The sequence below is a fragment of the Bradyrhizobium sp. I71 genome, assembly GCF_022354745.1.
Taxonomy (GTDB): domain Bacteria; phylum Pseudomonadota; class Alphaproteobacteria; order Rhizobiales; family Xanthobacteraceae; genus Bradyrhizobium; species Bradyrhizobium liaoningense.
Genome location: NZ_CP059398.1, coordinates 2,745,169 through 2,763,132 on the forward strand (window position 1 = coordinate 2,745,169; position 17,964 = coordinate 2,763,132).

Below are 17,964 nucleotides of genomic sequence, written 5' to 3' on the forward strand. Positions count from 1 at the left end.
GGGTTATCGCATTTGAGAGCTTTTCCCTGCTGCCATCCTTCGAGACGCCCGCCTTTGGCGGGCCCTCAGGATGAGGACCGAGTGCGTGACGGCAGTTTCAGCGGGCGCCGCTGGCACTTAGCCTCATCCTGAGGAGACCGCGAAGCGGTCGTCTCGAAGGACGAGGCGCGCGCTCAGTTCGCGAATGATGCAATATGCGATTGCCCTGCCTGCGGGGGCGGGAGCGCACCGACTACGAAGCGACGATTGAGCCTAGCCCGTTCTCACTGGAACGTCATGTCCAGGCATTTGGAGATGTCGGAGCCGAGGCCGGAGGAGATGATGATGCAGCCGCGCACTTTCTGCGCCGTGACGTCGGCGGCCCAGACCGAATAGCCGCCGGGGCCGAAGAACGAGTTGGTGTTCGGCGGCTCGGTCTCGGTCGCGTCGAAATCATACTTTCCGTCGGTCTCGAAGATACGCGGCTTCTTGGTGCAGCCGCCGTCGGTCTGGACGTTGATGACTTCCTTGTTGTCGCGGGTCAGCGCCAGCGAAACCTGGCAACGGAAATATTCCGAGGTCTTGGTGTTGAAGAGATAAGTGTAGGACTTGCAGGTCGCCGTGTTCAGCTTGCCCGGGGCAAGGCCGCGGCTGCATGAGATGCGCTGATTGTGGCTGAGCTGGTAATCATCGGCCCGCGCGGCCGGGGCCAACGCCGTCAACGACAATGCAGCAGCCCAACTAAGCTTGATCACATGGCGCATCCGAATCATCCCTACCAGTAATTTTGTCGAATTGCGTTCTAGACGGAAAGCGGAACATAGTCGCGAGGGGACCGAGGGAAAATCACAAGCTGCTGGGCAGGACGTGATGCGCTGCGGCGCTTTCGCAAATTGACCCGGACATGCCGTTCGTGATTTGTTCAAGCCCGGAATGTCCCGACCGTGGGAGGATGGGATGACGGCGTTTTCAACAAAGACATTTGCAATCGCAGCCGTGCTCGGCGCATGGGCGGGGCCCGCATTGGCGCAAGCCGGAGCGACGCCCTGGGAGCTCAAGCCGGACATGGGCTATGCCTATGACAGGGACGGCAAAACCTATTCCTACAAAATGGGTACCAGCAACGCCGGCGAGCTGCTGAAGGGAGCCAAGAAGGTGCCGAAGGGCACGCTGTTCTTCATCGGCCAGAACGGCCAGCTCTACATGCGGAGCGGGCCTTATCTGGAGGGCGACGGCAAGTTCAAGTTCGGGCCGGATCAGTAGGGACTTGATTGGGCTGCGGGCGATTGCAGCGCTGCGGCTCTTGCCACAAACGAAGCTGCCGTAGCAACCATTAAATAGCGGCCGTGTTTTGCGCCGTCCGGATCGCCTGCGTCTGCCATGATGACGCCGTGCTCGCGTCCGTCAAGGCGTGGCCTGGCGGCAGATCGGGTGATGTTGGGGCGAGCGACGGCCATCCTTGACGGACGCTACGCGCGACGTCATGAGGGAGCCGTAGGTCGGGACGAAGAAGCGCGTCTCGGTCGAACTAAGAAGCAGGGAATGATCCTACCGGAGGTTCGCCGCACCACGGCGTGCCGCGAGCCACCACTGTGTTGGCGAAGATGAGCATCTTTCTGGCACAGGCAACGAGCGCCTGCTTGTGTTCCTTTCCAGCCGCAGTCAGCCGTTGATAGAGCTTGATGAGCTGCGGGTTCCATCGAAACGATGCGGCCAGTGAAGCCGTATAAAGGGCGCGGCGCAGCCGCTTTCGTCCGCCCTCGATATGCCGAACGCCTGACCGGTCGCCGCTGTCGTCGTCATAGGGCGCAAGGCCGGCGAGAGCGACAGCTTGCTCCCGCGTGATCTGGCCGATCTCAGGCAGACGCACCAGGATGGCCACGGCGGTCGGCAGCCCGATGCCGTCAACGCTGTTGATCAGGGCAAGTCTCTTGGCAAGGTCGGGATGCTTGCGGATCGAGGCGACCAGAGCCTTGAGTGCGACCCTCACGCGCTGCTCCAGGCGAGCGATATCCTCTTGCCAGAGCTTGTTGATCGCCGCATTGCGGCAGCTTTCGATCCTGTTTTTGAGGCGTGCAATATCCTCACCGATCTGATCGATCATGGTCAGCTGCTCGGCGAACGGCAGCAACCGGGGATCGGGAGCGGTATGGATCTTCCGCACCGCGGCGGTGCAGGTTGCGATAAGAGCGGCATCGATCTTATCGTTCTTGGCCCGTTGCAAGTGGAATGTGGCATAGGCTCGGACCTGAGCCGGCTGAAACACCACAACCACAAACCCCTTGCGTCGCAGTTCGGCGACGACAGCCTGTTCGTAACCGCCGCTCGCCTCGATGCCGACGCGTTTGATGCGATGCTGTCGCAGCCACGTCAGCAAAGCCTCATGGCCTTCCGCCGTGTTCGTCACCTGCAACTGCTCGCGGCTGCCCTCGATCGCCACATCGAGCTTCCGTTTGCCGGTATCGATCCCGGCACAGATCGTGGTATGCTTGGCCATCTTCGTCGATCCCTCCCTTGTTATGCGAACCTAAAGTTCGTTCAACCATTCGGGTCCCGATGAAGTGCCGATCGCGATCTTGCTACGTCTGACAGCCCTCAAGGCTTCGGTGGGTACCGATCCGATCGAACGGCGACCCAGCTCGGGCGGCCACCCGGGCTGGGCCATTCCTCACGGAACGGCTCAATATAACCAATCGGGCTAATACAAGGGTGGGCAAAGGCGCGGTAGCGCCGTGCCCACCATCTAGCATCGCGTTCAAATCGATATGGTGGGCACGCTTCGCTTTGCCCACCCTGCGGCAGCTCGCCAGCAGCTAAAACGCCGCCGCCAATTCCCTGGCGCCGGGTTTGCCGCTGTTCACGTCCATCCGATCGTCCGTGACCGCCAGCAGCTTGGCCACCGTGTTGTGGCGGATCGCGACCGGATTGCGCTCGTAGCCGCCGCGCTGGAAGAAGTTCGAGGTCGGCACCTTCTCGCGCATCGCCTGCGGCATCGTCACCATGTCGAGACCGGTGCCGTCGCCGGTGAGGTTCATCATTTCGAGCTCGGCCGCGGAGAGCGGTCGGGTGTAGCCCTTGGCGCGGGCGAACAGCACCGACGTCAGCAGCTTGTGGGTCTGCAGCATCGGGCCGATATCGACGTCGAGCACCATCGCATGCATGGCCCAGCCCTGCGGAGTGTTGCCGATCTTCTCGTGCTCCGACCAGGTATCGGGCACCGACTTCGCATGCGTCACCATTTTCTTCAGGACACCGAGCTTGTGCTCGAGCGCATGCCGCGCCGGCCCCGAGCTCCGCGCCACTTTCTCGGAAAGCGCACGGATCAGTTCATGGCCCTGCTCGGCCAACAGCTCGACGCTGTTGGTGGTCAGCAGCTGGTTGTAGCCCATCGCGGTCGAGATCGCGCGCTTGCCGCCATGCTCGATGCCCGCCTGCACGTCGTAGCTGCCGGTGCCGCCGGTCTCGAACGAATAGACCCGCACCGCCTGCTCACGTGTCAATCCGTTGGCCAATGCGTAGCGCGCATAGGCGCGCTTGAACTCGAGCTCGCTGGACGGGCGCTGCGGCGTGAACTGGTAGAGCTCCTGCGCCGCGCGCAGGAAATCGGCGACCACCGGAATAGGCTTTCGCGGCGGCCGCTCCAGCGTTTCCTCCGGTTCCGGGTTCACCGGGCGCTTCGGCCCGGCATAGAGCGGCGGATGCTCCAGGACGTAATCGTCGAGCGTGATCTGCTGGCCATTGCGCCGCTTGGCGTTGCGCGTCTTCCGCTTCTCGGAGATCTGGCTCCAATAGGCGCCGGCCTCGACGTCGAAGGCCGCGCGCGCGGCCTGATATTCCGCGAGCTTGCGGCGATATTCGAGCACGGCCGGCGAGACACCTTGCGCGAAAAACTGCGACAGCAGCTGGGCGTTGGCATCGCGAACGGCCGGCGGCAGCGCGTCGGCTTCGGCGCCGCGCGCGGCGGGTGAGATCAGGACAAGCGCGAGTGGAACCAGCGCCAGGTTTCTTCGAATCGATCGATGCATGCTGCCCTCTTAGCAGGCATCCGGTAACCGTCACGTTAACGCGCCGTTTACCATCACTTCCAGGCAAACACCGGTTGTTCCAGGTCGGTGACGCGGGTCTGCCGCCCCGCCAGTACCTCGCGGAACTGGTAGATCAGCGCCGCCGTCGGAGCGTGGATCAGGCTCGTCTGGTGATGGAAGCGGATCACGCGGCGGCTGCTTTCGGGGATCGCGACGAAATCGAAAGCGTCCTCGCGCTCGATGGTGGCCAGCGCGATGCGATGCACGGACGCGACCTCCTCCGGGTTCGGCCGGATCGCGGCGCTGCCCGCAGCCCAGACCACGACCGGCGTGATCAGATAGCCGGACCGCGTCGGATAGTCGTCGAGCGTGCCGAGCACATCCGCGTCCGTGAGGCGAAGGCCGAGCTCCTCGTCGAGCTCGCGCAGCGCCGCTTCGACCGGCGTCTCGCCGGGATCGCATCGGCCGCCCGGCAGCGCCCATTGACCGCGATGGGCGCGCAGATGCGACGCACGCAGCGTGAGCAGCAGCGCGGTGTCGTCGCCCTCGCTCGCGGTCAACGCGACCGCGACCGCGGCGCGCTTCAGCGTCGCTTGCGCATCATCCTCCTGCAGGCGCGTGAAGGCCGCGCAGGCATCCGCGATATTCCGCCGTGTGGCATCATCGAACGGTCTCATGATGCTTGACTACACCACGTCCGGCCCCGATGAAATGCGCTCGCAAGGCCCGCACAGGAACGGACGACGACATGACCACCAAGGCCGCCGCAAGGCTGAAATCAGACGGCTGGAGCATCCTGGAGACCACGGGCTTTCTCCATCTCGTCGGTCCCTTGTGGGAGCGCAAGGTCGACGGCCATTACGAGTTCGCCCTCGCGACCGAAGACAAGCATCACAATCGTCGCGGCATGGTCCAGGGCGGCGTGATGATGACCTTCGCCGACCGCACCTGCGGCATGACGGCCCGCTATGTCTCCGGCAAGGAATATCTGGCGACGGTGCAGCTCGACACCCACTTCGTCGAGGCCGGCCAGATCGGCGACATCCTGATCTCCCGCCCGCGCGTGGTACGCTCGACCCGCAGCCTGATTTTCATGAGCACCGAAGTCAGCGTGGACGATCGTTGCGTCGTGATGGCGAATGGCGTGTTCAAGATATTGAAGGGGCCGGCGTAGGCGAAGCGGTCAGGCCGCCACTGCTGCGTATCACCGGCATTCGCGTCATTCCCCCGCGAAGGCGGGGAATCCAGTACGCCGCGGCTTCTAGGCTCTATCACTGCGGCCTCTGGAATGCTGGATCGTCCGCCTTCGCGGACGATGACACCGAGTATGGCACGGGCGTCCCCACGCTGCGCTCGCAATGACGAAACCGGATGGCTATGCTGCACCCCATCGCAGCGTTGAGGACCCGCCCATGCAATACCGCCAACTCGGCCGCAGCGGCCTGAAAGTGTCGCCGATCTGCCTGGGCACCATGATGTTCGGCGGGCCGACCGATGAAGCCGCATCGAAGCGGATCATCGACAAGGCACACGGCGCAGGCATCAACTTCATCGATACCGCCGATGCCTACTCGAAAGGCGCATCCGAAGAGGTTGTGGGGCGCGCGATCGGCAACAACCGTCACGCCTGGGTGCTCGCTACGAAGCTCGCCAACCCCATGGGTAACGATCCGAACCGTGGCGGATTGTCACGACGCTGGGTCTTGCAGGCCGCAGACGAAAGCCTGACGCGGCTCGGCACCGATCACATCGACATCTACTATTTGCACAAGGAAGACCACGCGACACCGCTGGAGGAGACGGTGCGCGCGATGGGCGACCTGATCCGCGCTGGCAAGGTGCGCTATTTCGGCGTCTCCAACTACCGCGCCTGGCGCGTCGCCGAGATCTGCAACATCTGCGACCGGCTCGGCATCGATCGACCCGCGGTGAGCCAGCCTTACTACAACGCCATGAACCGCATGCCGGAGGTCGAGCACTTCCCGGCCTGTTCCTATTACGGTCTCGGCATCGTGCCCTATAGCCCCTTGGCGCGCGGCGTGCTCACCGGCAAGTACAGGCCAGATGCAGCCCCCGACAAGGAGACGCGCGCGGGCCGCAACGACACCCGCATGATGCAGACCGAATGGCGGCCGGAATCGCTGCGCCTCGCGCAGGAGATCAAGACGCACGCGGAGAAGAAGGGCATCACCGCCGGCCAGTTCGCGGTCGCCTGGGTGCTGAACTCTGCCTTCGTCTCGTCGGTGATCGCCGGTCCCCGCACCGAGGAGCAATGGGACGGCTACATCAGCGCGCTCGATTACTCCTTCACCGCGGAGGACGAGGCCCTGGTCGACCGGCTGGTGACGCCGGGCCATCCCTCGACGCCGGGCTACAACGACCCGGCCTATCCGATCGAAGGCCGCCGCGCGCGGACGGCATGAGAGCGGGAGACGACGATGGCGCTTGAAGACCGCTACGGCCTGCCGCTCTCCACCACCTCGCAGGAGGCGGCGGCCGCCTATCGCGAAGGCGTCGACCTCATGCTCGCGGGCTGGACCGGCACGGCGGAGACGCTGGAGCGCACGATCGCGGCCGACCCGGATTTCGCGCTTCCCCATATCGCCCGAGGCCGCGTGCATGCCTTCTACCAGCAGGGCGATCTCGCGCGGCAGAAGGCGACGCTCGCGCGCGAGCTCGTGGCGAAGCGCGGCACCGAGCGCGAGCGCTCGCATGTCGAGACGCTGGCGCTCGCGATCGAGGGCCGGCTGCCCGAGGCCATCGCATCGACGCTGAAGCACATCGACGCATGGCCACGCGACGCCTTGGTGCTGTCACTGCCGCTCGGCGCGTTCGGCCTGTTCGCATTCTCCGGCATGGCCGACCACGATCGCGCCCGGCACAAGCTCTGCGAGCGCGTCGCGCGGCATTATGGCGAGGACTGGTGGTTCCTCACCATGTCCGGCTGGGCGATGACGGAGAATGGCGACGTCGCTCGTGGCCGCGCCGTCACCGAGCGCGGCTTCAATCTGCGCCGGCAGAACGCCCACGCCGTGCACGCGGTGCTGCATGCGATGTTCGAGGACGGCTCGATCGATGCGGCCGACCGCCTCGTCGACGAATGGATCCCCACTTACGACCGCGCCGGAATCCTGCACAGCCATATCCGCTGGCACCAGGCGCTCGGCGCGCTCGAGCATGGCGATGCGGCGCGGGCGCTGTCGATCTATGCCGACGTGCTCCAGCCCTCCGCCACGCAGGCGCCGCCGCTCAACGTCGTCACCGACAGCGCCTCGCTGCTCTGGCGCCTGTCGGCCTACGGCCACGCCGTGCCGAAAGCGCTGTGGCGCGAGGCTGACGCCGCCGCGCAAAAGCTGTTTCCGAAGTCGAGCCTGTCCTTTGCCGACGTCCACATGGCGCTGTTCGCGGCCGCCACGCAAAACCGCGAGGCGCTCGCCGCGCGCCTTGGGGCGATCGAGCAGCGGCTCGCTGACGGCAAGCTGCCCACCGGTCCCGTGGTACCGGCAATCTGCCGCGCGCTCCTGGCTTTCGCCGATGAGGATTACCGGACTTGCGTCCAGGTGCTCGCGCCGGTCCTCGGCGAGGTCGTGCGCATCGGCGGCAGCCATGCCCAGCGCGAGCTGATCGAGGACACCTTTATCGTCGCGCTCATGCGCAGCGGTGAGCTGCCCCGCGCCCGCGCCCTGCTGGATGCCCGCCTGCACCGCCGGCCCTCGCTTCGGGATGCGCGCTGGCAGGCGGCGACAGGCTAGCTCCGCCACGAAAAAAACACTGCCCTGATGGCATGTGCCGGCCATACGGGTTGGGTAATTTGGGCGAAAGCGCCGTCGGGGGTGACGCGGTGGTATTCCAGGCGGGAATTGCGGAGCAAACGGGATCGCAACCAATTTGCGGTTCGATGGTTGTTGGACGGACCTTGTCCGCCGCCACGGCCCCCTGGCACATGAGCCCGACGATGCGCCCCTGCCGACCGGTCCTCGCCGCCCTGATCATGGTCTTGGCAAGTCCTTGTTTTGCCGAGACTTCTGGACCCATTCTGGTCAACAATCCGCAGCCGCAGCAGAACGCCTTCATCGATCTCCTGGCGCTGATCTCCGGTCACTGCAAGACGTTCAAGGTCGCAGGCCGCACCTATGCTTGCAAGACGGTGGCCTACGCCCACGGCGACAAGGGCCGGGTCAATTTCGCGGTCGCGGTCGATGATCCCGCAGATGCGAACCACGTCGTGTCGTTCTCCGGCGAGAACGGCAAGCGCGCCGACGACAATTCCTACGAGCTGCCGATCGACCGCATGCTGCTCAACTCCAAGCACCGCCCCAGGGTCGACGGCCTCCCGGTGCCGGCCGAGCAGACCTCCACCGGCGTCTGCCGCCAGACCGGCAATTTCGCCGCCAGGAAGGTCAACGACGTCACCTGCTCGGCGACCGACAACGAGGGCCGCAAATACGAGCTCTTGTTCGTCTCTGACGGCACGCCGGTCAGCGTGCGCCGCATCCGCCAGTCGGCACCGGCGATCCAGGACCCGTTCAAGTAGCCATCACGCGAACGCCTTTTCCAGCGTCGCGAAGATCACGGCGAGCGACTTGTCGTGCCGCGTCACCGGCGGCACCGGGCGATCGATCTTCATGAGCCGATAGACCGCCATCTGCGCCGCACGAACCGAATATTCGACGGTGAACACGACGTCATCGGGGACTTCGACGAACTGGCTGACAAAGGCGAGATTGACGGAATTTTCCGGCACCGGCAGCGGCCGGTCGGTCGCGCTGCGCGGCATGAACATGCTGGTGATGTAAGGCATGCGGCAGGGAATGCAGGTCGCATCCTCGAACACGGCGGGATCGAAGTTCAGGTGACCGCAGAGCTCCTTCAGGATGTCGGCGCCGCCGCACTCCGACATCGGCTTTGCAACGAAATTGCCGATGCGGTCGGGATGCAGCGCATAGCCCCAGAACACCTGCACATTCTTGGGCTGTCCCGTGAAATGCGGCTGGTGATAGAGCACGACCGACATCAGCCAGTTGGAATCCTTGAACGTGACGAGTCCGCCGGTGCCGGCCCTGTTGCCGGAGAACGCCTCCATCCGGTCGAAGAACCGTGGATCGCGGCAGGTGACGGTGAAGGACAGCCAATAGGACTCGGGGATCGAACTGTTGAACGCGGTCGGATTGCCGAATTCGGGACGTCCTTTCGCGATCGTCTCCCACAGCGCCCAGCCCTGACTATCAGCCTTGGTCAGGCGCGGCGGCGGCTCGGTCATCGTGCCCAGGCTCGAAGCGTCCGTCATCGAGCCGTTCTGGAAGAAGACGAGATCGCCGTCTTCGACCCGGACGTTGGCGGTGCGGCTGTCGCGGTCGAGCGTGAGCTGACGCACGCGCAAGCGCGCGCCGTCGGCCTCGAACGCCATGTCGGTGACGCGCGTGCCGCGCACGAACTGCACGCCCTGGCGCTTGAGCCAGTCGGCGAGCGGCCGCACGATCGCGTCATATTGATTGTAGACGGTGCGCTTGACGCCGCCGAGCGTCTCGATGCGCGGAAACTCGCTCATGAAGCGGTGCAGATAGCGCTTCAGCTCGACCGCGCTGTGCCAGGGCTGGAAGGCGAAGGTGGTCTGCCACATGTACCAGAAATTGGATTCGAAGAATCCGGGCGACAGCCAGTCGGTGATGCGGCTATTGCCGAGCGTCTCCTCCGAAGCTTCAGTGAGCCGCAGCAGCTCGATCCGGTCGCGCGCGGAGAAGCCCATGTGCGAGACGTCGACCTTGAAGCGGTTTCGGTCGACCAGACGCGCGCGGGAATGCGCCGGGTTCTCCTCATTGAAGGCGATGGTCTCGTCGCGCACGCTGAGGCCGGGATGTTCGAGCGAGGGAATGCTCGAGAGCAGATCCCAAGTGCATTCGTAATGGTCGGTGGTGAGCATGCGCCCGCCGCGCAGCGAATAGGCGCCGTTCGCGAGCTGCGCGCCGTCGAGGCTGCCGCCGACCAGCGGCTGAGTCTCGTAAATCACGATGTCGCGCCCCGGCAGCTGCGCATCGCGAACGAGGAACGCCGCGCCTGCGAGCGATCCAATGCCACCGCCGATGAAATACGCCTTCATGATCTGCCTCGATTGCATTTCGAATGTCGCGGCCACATTGCATCGGGCGGCGACGGCCGAAGTTGCGCTGGATCAAGGGCGACCGGAGGCGAAATCACGTCGACGTTATCGGCGCCGGCTTCCTGGCGTAGATCTGCTCGATCTCGGCGGCGAAGCGGCGCTCGAGCGCGGGGCGCTTGTTCTTCAACGTCGGCGTGAGCAGGCCGCCAGCAATGGTCCACGGATCCAGCGTCCACCATACCGCGCGCGGCGTCGCGTAGGACGGATAGGCCTTCACGGCGGCCGCAATTCTGGCCAGCAGCACGGCCCGTTCCGCGCCGGCGCCTTGCTTGCCGCTCGCCGCGAGCCTTTCTTTTTCCTGCGTCCAGGCTTTTGCATTCAGCACGACCAACGCGGCGAGGAACGGCCGCTGTTCGCCGATCACCAACGCCTGCTCGAACAAGGGATCGGCGAGGATGGCGGTCTCCAGATCCACCGGCGCGATCTTCTCGCCAGTTGAAGTGACCAGGATGTCCTTGATGCGGCCGGTGATGGTGATGCGCCCATTCTCGATGCGGGCCTGATCGCCGGTGTGCAGCCAGCCGTCGGCCTGCTTGACCCTGCGCGTCTCCTCCGGCTTGTGCCAGTAGCCGAGCATCACGCTCGGCCCGCGAACGAGCAGCTCGTCGAGCTCGCCGAGCCTGACCTCTATGCCGTCCAGGACGCGGCCGACCGAGGACGGATCGTTGTCGCCGGGCGTGTTGACGGAAACGACCGGCGAGGTCTCGGTCATGCCGTAGCCCTGAAGGATGTCGAGCCCGAGCGCGAGAAACAGGCGGATGACCGGCTCGGCAATCGGAGCACCGCCGGAGACCGCAACGCGCAGGCGCCCGCCGAACTGGGCCAGCACCTTGTCGGCGACGAAACGCTTCAGGAGCGGCCAGGCGAGCCGGTCGAACAGCGCCGGCGAGCCGCGACCCTGCCGCGCATCGAAGCGCCGGCCTCCGACGGCGAGCGCAAGATCGAGCAGCGCGCGTTCTGCGCCGCCGGCCGCCGCGCGATGTTGCATGATCAGGGCGTAGATGCGCTCATAGATGCGCGGCACCGAGACAAGCACCGTCGGCCGCACCGTTTTCAAGTCCTCCGCGAGCTGCGGCACCGAGCGGGCATGGGCGACGCAGGCCCCCACCGCGATCGGATAATAATAGCCGCCGGTACGCTCGAAGGTGTGCGAGAGCGGCAGAAAGGACAAGAAGACGTCGTTCGGCACGGCCGCGATGCGCCGCGCGACGGCCTTCACGTTGGCGACGATGTTGCCATGCGACAGCATCACGCCCTTGGGCCGGCCGGTCGTGCCCGAAGTGTAGACGATGGCGGCAAGATCGCCCGGCTCAACCGCGACGTCGGCCAGCGGTGCACCGGCGCTTCGGGGCTCTGCAAGCCAGCGGTCGAGCGCGACGATACGGGCATCGGCTGCAGCGAGCCCCGTCGCATCGGCGCAGACGATGCGCTTGAGATGGTCGAGCGGCTGACCAGTGGCGGTGATCGCCTGCCAGCGCGACAGCGTATCCACGAACAGCAGCAGCGCACCGGAATCGGCGAGGATGTAGGCGATGCTGTCGGGGTTGTCGACGGCATGCATCGGCACCGGAACGAGCCCACGCGACAGCGCCGCCTGGTCCATCGCGACATGCGCAATGCCGTTCGGCACCAGGATGGCAACGCGCTCGCCGGCCGAAAAGCCCTCCGCAGCCAGCGCCCGCCGCCAGCGCTCGAATTCCGCATCGATTTCCTGCCAGGACTGACTGATCCAGCATCCGGCAGCGCCGTCAAAATGGCGATAGGCCTCCGCCGCCGGCGTCGCACGGACGCGCCAGCGCAAGAGCTCCGGCAGTGTCGTCACGTCGGCGAGTGACTGCGGTTGACTGATCGGCCCCGGCATGGCGTCCTTTCTTAACCCTGTCGATCCCCAACCATTTGGGGCCTCGACACTAGGCCGGCCAGACCGTGCCGCCTTGATCCTCAGCAAGGCGGCCATGCTTCGGAGCGACCCATGACGCGCGACCGCCTGTTTCTGCTGCGTCCCGGTTTCGAGGATCCGGCCTTTCCGAATCGTCGGTTCTATTGCTGGCATTGCGCGCTGATCGAGGGCGTGCTGGCCTCGTTTCCGGCGCTCGCCGAAAAGCTCGACGTCGAGCGGATTCCCTGGCCGCTACCGCGGCAAGCCGTGGTCGCGCTGGTCGGCGAGGAGAACCAATCGCTGCCGCTGCTCGTGCTCGCGACTGGAGCGACTTCGCCGCACCAGACCGGCAGCCATCATGGCCGCGCCTTCATCGCCGACAAGGACGCGATCCTCGCCGCGCTCTCCGAGCGCCACGGCTTTCCCGATCCCCATCCATAGAAAGAATTCCCGCGGCCCGCGTAGCCCTATTCTGATGTCGCGGCTCTGCAGACGCGCGCGCATTCGACGAATGGGAAGCTGCGGGCAAGCGACGCAACAATCCGGATGCGGTCGCGCGCATCGTCGATCTGCTGAAGGCCTTCAGGACGAATCGCGTGCCGATCCTCCACATCCGCCACGAAGGCACGACGCCGAATTCGTCGTTTCTGCCATCGCGTTCCGGCTACGCGGTCAAGGACGAGGCGCGCGAGCAGGACGGCGAGCCCGCAATGACGCTGTCGAATCTCAACGGCGAATTCGCGCGTATCGTCACGACGGACGAGGTGGTCGCATCATTCGCGGCGAAGTGATGGCGATCGCGCGACGAACGTCGGTAATGCGACAATACATCTCACGATGAACGAATCATCCGCGTGAACATCACACACTGCGTCGTTTCGACGCCCGCATTGGCTGGAACGCAGCCGGCACCCATGTGTTGTCACACGACATTCAACTGGAGTGACGACATGAAGTATCTCATTGCCGCGATCGCCCTCGGTGCTGCGGCGTTCGCCGGCGGATCGGCGGCCAACGCGGCGGGCAGCGTAAGCGCCAAACAGACCGCGCAGGAGAGCCAGTCCACCGACATCAGCGCGCACCGCAGGCACCATCACTGGCACGGTCACCATCATCACGGGCGGCATCATCACGGCCACTACCGGCCCCATTACAGAAGCTACGGCTACTATCCGCGGCACAACGGCTATTACGGCGGCGGACCGTACGGCTATTACGGCGGCGGTCCCGGCGTGACGTTCAGCTTCGGCGGCGGACGCTGGTAAGACAAGCGGACGCTGGTAAGACAAAAGGCCCGCAGAGATGCGGGCCTTTCTGCTATCCCTGCAAGATTCTCTCCGCGGTCTCCAACCCACTCGCGAGCGCCGCCTCGACCGTGCCCATATCGCGGCCGCGATAGAGCGCTTCACCCGAAAACAGCACGCGCCCGTCGGCACGTGCGAGGATCGCTTGTGCCTCCCGCGTCCGCGGCGTCGCCCACGAATAGGCGCCGCGCGCGAATCGATCATGCGCCCAGTTGATCGCTGCCGCCGCCACGAGCTCGCGCGCGACATCATCGCGCGGCAGACCGAACACGGCGGCAAGCGAGCCGAGCCCGGCATCGATCAGTCCTTGCGGATCGAGGCTTTCCAGCTCCGCCGTGCGCGGGCCGCCGAACCAGCCCGTGAGCACGGGTTGCTGGTCCGGATAGCGCGTCCACCACACCGGGATCGCTTGGTCGGACAGGAGGAAGGTCATATCCGCGAGATTTTCCTTGCGCTCGCGCCACCATGGCCGGGCGAAGCGCAGCAGGATCTTGATGACGTTGCCGAAGCCGATGTCGTCGGCAGCGGCAAGCTTCGCGCGCGCCTCCGCCGGCAGCGCGATCTCGCGCAGCAGCGGCAGCGGCACGGTGAGGATCGCGCGATCGCAGGCGTGCACATCGCCGCCGGCGCAGCGAACGGTGACCGCGCTGCCCTCCTCCGCGAGGGCCGACACGACACAGCCGAGGCGGATGGTTGCGCCGTGCCTGCGACAGTCGGCCGCCAGCACGTCGATCATGGCGCCGTATCCGCCGTCGATCCGCGCCTGCGGAGCGTGCCCGCCATCCATCCATTCCGCGCGCAGCGCCAGCGTGGACGCGCGCTCGGGGTCGGCCGCATCGTAACCCTCGACCATCCGTTCGATCGATTGGCGCATCGGCGCATAGTCGTCCCCGGCAAAATGCCGGCGCAGGAAGTCGGCGACCGTGAGATCGTCCTTCAAGCCCCGTAGCGTGGCTTGAAGCTCTGCCTCATGGAGATCGCGGCGATCCTCGCGCGAGAGCCTCGTCCCGTCAAAGCTCCACTGCTCGCCTTCGATCTCCCGAAGGGACAGCCCGGCGTCGCGCAGGAGTGCGCGCGTGACCGGCGCCTCGCCATGGACGAATTCAGCGCCGCCATCGGCGGGATAGCCGAACTCCGAGGCCGGCAGCGGATGAATGCGGCCGCCACAGCGCCGGCGTGCCTCCAGGATCGTCACCTTACGGCCGGCACGCGCCAATTCGCGCGCCGCCATCAAGCCGGCCGCGCCGGCGCCGACAATGACGATGTGCTCGGATGGATCGGACATGCCGCGCTTACCGGCTCGCCGCCTGAGGGTCGTTCTTGATGAGATATCGCAGCAGCAGGACGCCGCCGCCGAGCTCGCGCGTGCTCTCCAGCGTCATCGCGGTGATCGGCGCACGCCGGTCGCTGTTCGCCTCAGTCGAATCGAACACGAAGGGGGCGCCCTTTGCGCCGTCGATCGCGGGGCTGAGGATCAGGTTGAACTCGTCAATGAGACCGGCGCGCAGGAACGCGCCATTGGCAACGCCGCCGCCCTCCACCAGCAGGCGCTTCACGCCGAGCTCGCGGGCGAGGATGTCCAGCGTCAGCCCCAGGTCGATCTCGGACTTGCCGGCAAAGATGTAGGACACGCCCTCGCCGCGCAGCCCGGCGAGATGCGAATCCGGCACACGCTCGGTCAGCACGACGACGATCGGGTCGCCGCCGATGTCCGAGCGCCCCCAGCCGATCTTGCCCTGTGCATCGAGCACCACGCCATAGGTTTTCGCATCGCGCGAAGCAAACCAGCTTTCGCGCGGGAATGTCGCGTCCGTCGCGGGATAGGGCTCGCCCTTGGCGAACTCCGCCCCGGTGACGCGGCCGATCACCCAGGCATCGCCGCCGAGCTCGTCATGGATCTTCTCGAACCAATCCGTGCCTGCCCCCTTCGGACGCCAGCGGCTCGGATGCGTGCGGCCGTCGAGGCTGGAGTGCATCAGACAGATGACATACGGCTTCATGCAATTCTCCGGGTAGCGCTCAGGCCGCGGATCCACCGCCAGTCGCTGCATTCTCCTTGGCGCGATCGTTGACGATCAGCGCCAGCGGATTGAGCTTTGGCGGCGCGACGAGCCGGAGCGTGTTGGTGTCGCGATGATTGAACGGCGCGCCGCGCACGAGCAACTCGGTCTGGATCAGATAGGTCCAGCTGCCGTCGTCGTTGAAGGTGATGTCGCAGCGGTAGGCATCGGTGCGGAAGGCTTGTTCCAGGAAGTCGGTCGAGCAGATCCCGTAAGCGGTGTCGCCGCGTTTGGCGGTGACCGCGATTGTCCTGTCATCGGGCCCTGCCTCGCCCGAGGCCAGCAGCACCTGCCCGCGCGGGATCGCCAGCGTCTGCATGATCAGCCCGGTCGCGGGCTCCCACAGCCAATAGCCGACCTGGTCGTGGAAGGTGATGTCTTCCTCGGGCGTGTTGATGTGGATGTGATAGCGCAGACCGTACAGCAGCTGCGGCCCGTTGGCCTGCGGATCGATGGGGTCCATGCGGATGCGCTCGATGAAGGTCCGCCGCTCCGGCCCTTCCGCCTTCGGATTGATGTCGATGCCCTTGTCCGCCTGCCAGGTGCCGGCGAGCCGCCGCAGCGGGCCGAGATTGGCAAGGCCGTCGGGCGAGACGTCCTCGGGCTCGGTGAAGATATCGGCGGGAATGGGGAGCATGGAGGCCTCGCGGGATTGCAGAGGCCAGCAATATCACAGCCAGGCACGGCGTGAATTCAACTCATGCCCAGACAAGCGCCGGAGGCATTCGAGCCATGCGACGATGCTCGTTGCATCCCGCGCGCCGGCGGCCGCGGCGTGGCCGCCGGCCCCTGAGACTCCTCTCAAGCCGCTTCTGACGCCTTCGCCCGCTGCTCCAGCACGCCGATCGTCGACACCAGATTGTCGCGCCGTGTGCGCAGGTTGAGCGCGAGCAGCGGATAGGTCGGCTGGTTCACGTCGAACACCCTGGCCCGAGCTTCCTCCTCGAGGATGTCGGTGTTCAGGAGCCGAACGCGCCACCACAAATCGGCGATCAATGCATCGAGCCGGAGTTCACCGGCAGCACCAGAACGGGACATTTTCTGCATCACTTGCCTCAACCTGAAACGGCCTCTCGCCGAGACCTTGGCTTGGCTCCTGAATGAGCAAGCGGAATGCCAGGAATGGCCGGGTGCCGGCCATGCGGGTTGGAACCAACAATTGGGCACTGCACAGTGATCCGGGGCCTGTTCCCGCTCGTTCTCAGTCTCGGAGATCGCTTGTCGAGGCGCTATGATCGCTGCTATCCGGGCTATAGATGTGCCAATCCGGGCTGAAGCTCGCGTGCCCCGGCGGGGTGAGGCGCGGCTGTCCATTGGTGCGAGCAAAGGGCCGAAGGCAAAGGTGGACTGGGCTGATTTGATCGGACGCGTCGCCTCTCACGGTGACCGGGCCGCTTTTAAGCGGCTATTCGAGCATTTCGCGCCTCGCATCAAGGGACTGATGCAGAAAGCCGGGTGCAGCTCCGACGAGGCGGAGGAGATCGCCCAAAACGCGATGATCGCCGTGTGGCGGAAGGCGAGCCTTTTCGATCCTGCGACAGCGGGCGTGGCGGCCTGGATATTCACGATCGCGCGCAACCTGCGGATCGATTTATTCCGTCGCAGAGCGCGGGCAAACCGTCTGCATGCCGATTCCGAGCTGCCCGATGCACCGGATCCAGCCGAACCGGCAGATGCCGTCATTTCGCGGGTGCAGGATGCCACACGGATCGAGTCGGCCATCAAGCAACTCTCGACAGAGCAATCCATGGTGGTGAGGCTGTCGTTCATCGAGGAAAGGGCGCATCCGGAAATCGCGAGCCAGCTCGGTATTCCGCTCGGAACGGTCAAGTCTCGGATCAGGCTGGCGATGAACCGGTTGAGAGACATATTGGACGAAGAAGCATGACGATCAGCCACCACCCGCCTGAAGATCTTCTGGCCGATTTCGCGGCCGGCAAGCTGGAAGAGGCCCATCAGCTGGTCGTGGGAGTTCATGTGGCAGGTTGCGCGCGGTGCGCCCGCTTTGTGCAGGCCATAGAGCAGCTTGCGGGAGCCGCGCTGGAGGATGTCGAGCCGGTGCCGATCGCACCAGATGCGTTCGACCGCGTCATGTCGCGAATTGACAGCTCTCCGGAAGGCGAAGCGGCGCCGCCCCTCACGTCCGACGCCAATCATGATCTTCCGCCGGCACTGCGAAAGTATCGCATCGGCAAGCGCCGGCGCATCGCGCCGGGTCTGAGCATGCGGCCGATCGAGCTTTCCGGTTCGGGCAAGGCGCGCGCCTTTCTGCTTCGGTCCGCACCAGGCTCGCGCATGCTTGAACACACGCACACCGGCACCGAACTGACCCTCGTCCTCGAGGGCAGCTTCAGTCACGAGGGCGGTCGCTTTGGCCCTGGTGATTTCGATTACGGTGATGACGAGATCGAGCACCGTCCCATCGTCGGGGACGAAGGCCCATGCGTCTGCCTGGTTGCGATGACCGGCGACCTGCGCATGAACGGTTTTCTCGGCCGACTGATCGGGCCATTCGTGCGGCTTTGATTCTCTCGAGTCCTTCTCCCCGGGGGTGATCCAG

Annotated in this window: 19 protein-coding genes and 1 pseudogene; 10 read left to right on the forward strand and 10 right to left on the reverse strand. The window is 65.3% G+C overall.

Annotated elements, in window-relative coordinates:
• Positions 1–263: 263 nt before the first annotated feature.
• Complete coding sequence (locus FJV43_RS13425; RefSeq protein ID WP_239627623.1) at positions 264–743, reverse strand: hypothetical protein; 480 nt, start codon at positions 741–743, stop codon at positions 264–266.
• A 193-nt stretch (positions 744–936) separates the two neighbouring features.
• Here FJV43_RS13425 and FJV43_RS13430 point away from each other — a divergent pair, with 193 nt between their 5' ends.
• Positions 937–1,242 (forward strand): hypothetical protein, encoded by a 306-nt coding sequence (locus FJV43_RS13430; protein ID WP_239627625.1) that lies wholly within the window; start codon positions 937–939, stop codon positions 1,240–1,242.
• A gap of 265 nt (positions 1,243–1,507) precedes the next feature.
• Here FJV43_RS13430 and FJV43_RS13435 read toward each other — a convergent pair whose 3' ends face one another.
• The 3 genes from FJV43_RS13435 to FJV43_RS13445 all read right to left on the reverse strand — a co-directional run bounded on the left by FJV43_RS13435 (position 1,508) and on the right by FJV43_RS13445 (position 4,681).
• Entirely contained in the window at positions 1,508–2,476 is a 969-nt protein-coding gene (locus FJV43_RS13435; RefSeq protein WP_239620704.1) for an IS110 family transposase, read from the reverse strand.
• A 316-nt stretch (positions 2,477–2,792) separates the two neighbouring features.
• Complete coding sequence (locus FJV43_RS13440; protein WP_239627627.1) at positions 2,793–4,004, reverse strand: hypothetical protein; 1,212 nt, start codon at positions 4,002–4,004, stop codon at positions 2,793–2,795.
• Between the two features lie 53 nt (positions 4,005–4,057).
• Positions 4,058–4,681, reverse strand: a complete 624-nt coding sequence (locus FJV43_RS13445; protein ID WP_239627629.1) for a CoA pyrophosphatase — start codon at positions 4,679–4,681, stop codon at positions 4,058–4,060.
• Positions 4,682–4,752: 71 nt separating this feature from the next.
• Between FJV43_RS13445 and FJV43_RS13450 the strand changes: the two genes are divergently transcribed.
• The 4 genes from FJV43_RS13450 to FJV43_RS13465 all read left to right on the forward strand — a co-directional run bounded on the left by FJV43_RS13450 (position 4,753) and on the right by FJV43_RS13465 (position 8,538).
• Entirely contained in the window at positions 4,753–5,178 is a 426-nt protein-coding gene (locus FJV43_RS13450) for a PaaI family thioesterase (RefSeq protein ID WP_131871677.1), read from the forward strand.
• A gap of 238 nt (positions 5,179–5,416) precedes the next feature.
• On the forward strand, positions 5,417–6,427 hold the full coding sequence (locus tag FJV43_RS13455; RefSeq protein ID WP_239627631.1) for an aldo/keto reductase: 1,011 nt from the start codon (positions 5,417–5,419) through the stop codon (positions 6,425–6,427).
• A gap of 15 nt (positions 6,428–6,442) precedes the next feature.
• Entirely contained in the window at positions 6,443–7,756 is a 1,314-nt protein-coding gene (locus tag FJV43_RS13460) for a tetratricopeptide repeat protein (protein ID WP_239627632.1), read from the forward strand.
• 203 nt (positions 7,757–7,959) lie between these two features.
• Complete coding sequence (locus tag FJV43_RS13465) at positions 7,960–8,538, forward strand: hypothetical protein (RefSeq protein ID WP_239629409.1); 579 nt, start codon at positions 7,960–7,962, stop codon at positions 8,536–8,538.
• Between the two features lie 3 nt (positions 8,539–8,541).
• On the opposite strand, the gene FJV43_RS13470 is transcribed toward FJV43_RS13465, so the two are convergent.
• Both FJV43_RS13470 and FJV43_RS13475 read right to left on the reverse strand, forming a co-directional pair.
• On the reverse strand, positions 8,542–10,101 hold the full coding sequence (locus tag FJV43_RS13470; protein WP_239627634.1) for an oleate hydratase: 1,560 nt from the start codon (positions 10,099–10,101) through the stop codon (positions 8,542–8,544).
• 94 nt (positions 10,102–10,195) lie between these two features.
• Positions 10,196–12,022, reverse strand: coding sequence for an AMP-dependent synthetase/ligase (locus tag FJV43_RS13475; protein WP_239629410.1), 1,827 nt, complete (start codon positions 12,020–12,022; stop codon positions 10,196–10,198).
• Between the two features lie 111 nt (positions 12,023–12,133).
• On the opposite strand from FJV43_RS13475, the gene FJV43_RS13480 reads away from it, so the two are divergent.
• From FJV43_RS13480 to FJV43_RS13490, 3 genes and pseudogenes are all read left to right on the forward strand, one after another.
• Positions 12,134–12,481, forward strand: a complete 348-nt coding sequence (locus FJV43_RS13480; protein ID WP_239627636.1) for a DUF3088 domain-containing protein — start codon at positions 12,134–12,136, stop codon at positions 12,479–12,481.
• Between the two features lie 56 nt (positions 12,482–12,537).
• Positions 12,538–12,831: pseudogene (locus FJV43_RS13485) on the forward strand (cysteine hydrolase); the annotation flags it as partial.
• A 159-nt stretch (positions 12,832–12,990) separates the two neighbouring features.
• Positions 12,991–13,305 carry a hypothetical protein gene (locus FJV43_RS13490; protein WP_239627638.1) on the forward strand — a complete coding sequence of 105 codons (315 nt, stop codon included), beginning with the start codon at positions 12,991–12,993 and terminating at the stop codon, positions 13,303–13,305.
• 52 nt (positions 13,306–13,357) lie between these two features.
• Here the strand turns inward: FJV43_RS13490 and FJV43_RS13495 are convergent, their stop codons facing one another.
• The 4 genes from FJV43_RS13495 to FJV43_RS13510 form a co-directional block, all read right to left on the reverse strand.
• Complete coding sequence (locus FJV43_RS13495; protein WP_239627640.1) at positions 13,358–14,629, reverse strand: NAD(P)/FAD-dependent oxidoreductase; 1,272 nt, start codon at positions 14,627–14,629, stop codon at positions 13,358–13,360.
• Positions 14,630–14,636: 7 nt separating this feature from the next.
• Positions 14,637–15,344: a dihydrofolate reductase family protein gene (locus FJV43_RS13500; RefSeq protein WP_239627642.1), complete on the reverse strand. Its 708-nt coding sequence runs from the start codon at positions 15,342–15,344 to the stop codon at positions 14,637–14,639.
• Positions 15,345–15,363: 19 nt separating this feature from the next.
• Positions 15,364–16,041 (reverse strand): heme-binding beta-barrel domain-containing protein, encoded by a 678-nt coding sequence (locus FJV43_RS13505; protein ID WP_239627644.1) that lies wholly within the window; start codon positions 16,039–16,041, stop codon positions 15,364–15,366.
• 164 nt (positions 16,042–16,205) lie between these two features.
• Positions 16,206–16,451 carry a hypothetical protein gene (locus FJV43_RS13510; protein WP_239627646.1) on the reverse strand — a complete coding sequence of 82 codons (246 nt, stop codon included), beginning with the start codon at positions 16,449–16,451 and terminating at the stop codon, positions 16,206–16,208.
• A 295-nt stretch (positions 16,452–16,746) separates the two neighbouring features.
• Between FJV43_RS13510 and FJV43_RS13515 the strand changes: the two genes are divergently transcribed.
• Both FJV43_RS13515 and FJV43_RS13520 read left to right on the forward strand, forming a co-directional pair.
• Complete coding sequence (locus FJV43_RS13515) at positions 16,747–17,292, forward strand: sigma-70 family RNA polymerase sigma factor (RefSeq protein WP_239629411.1); 546 nt, start codon at positions 16,747–16,749, stop codon at positions 17,290–17,292.
• A complete protein-coding gene (locus FJV43_RS13520) occupies positions 17,289–17,930 on the forward strand; it encodes a ChrR family anti-sigma-E factor (RefSeq protein ID WP_239627648.1) in 642 nt (213 codons plus the stop codon). The genes FJV43_RS13515 and FJV43_RS13520 overlap by 4 nt, the downstream gene beginning before the upstream one ends.
• Positions 17,931–17,964: the final 34 nt, after the last annotated feature.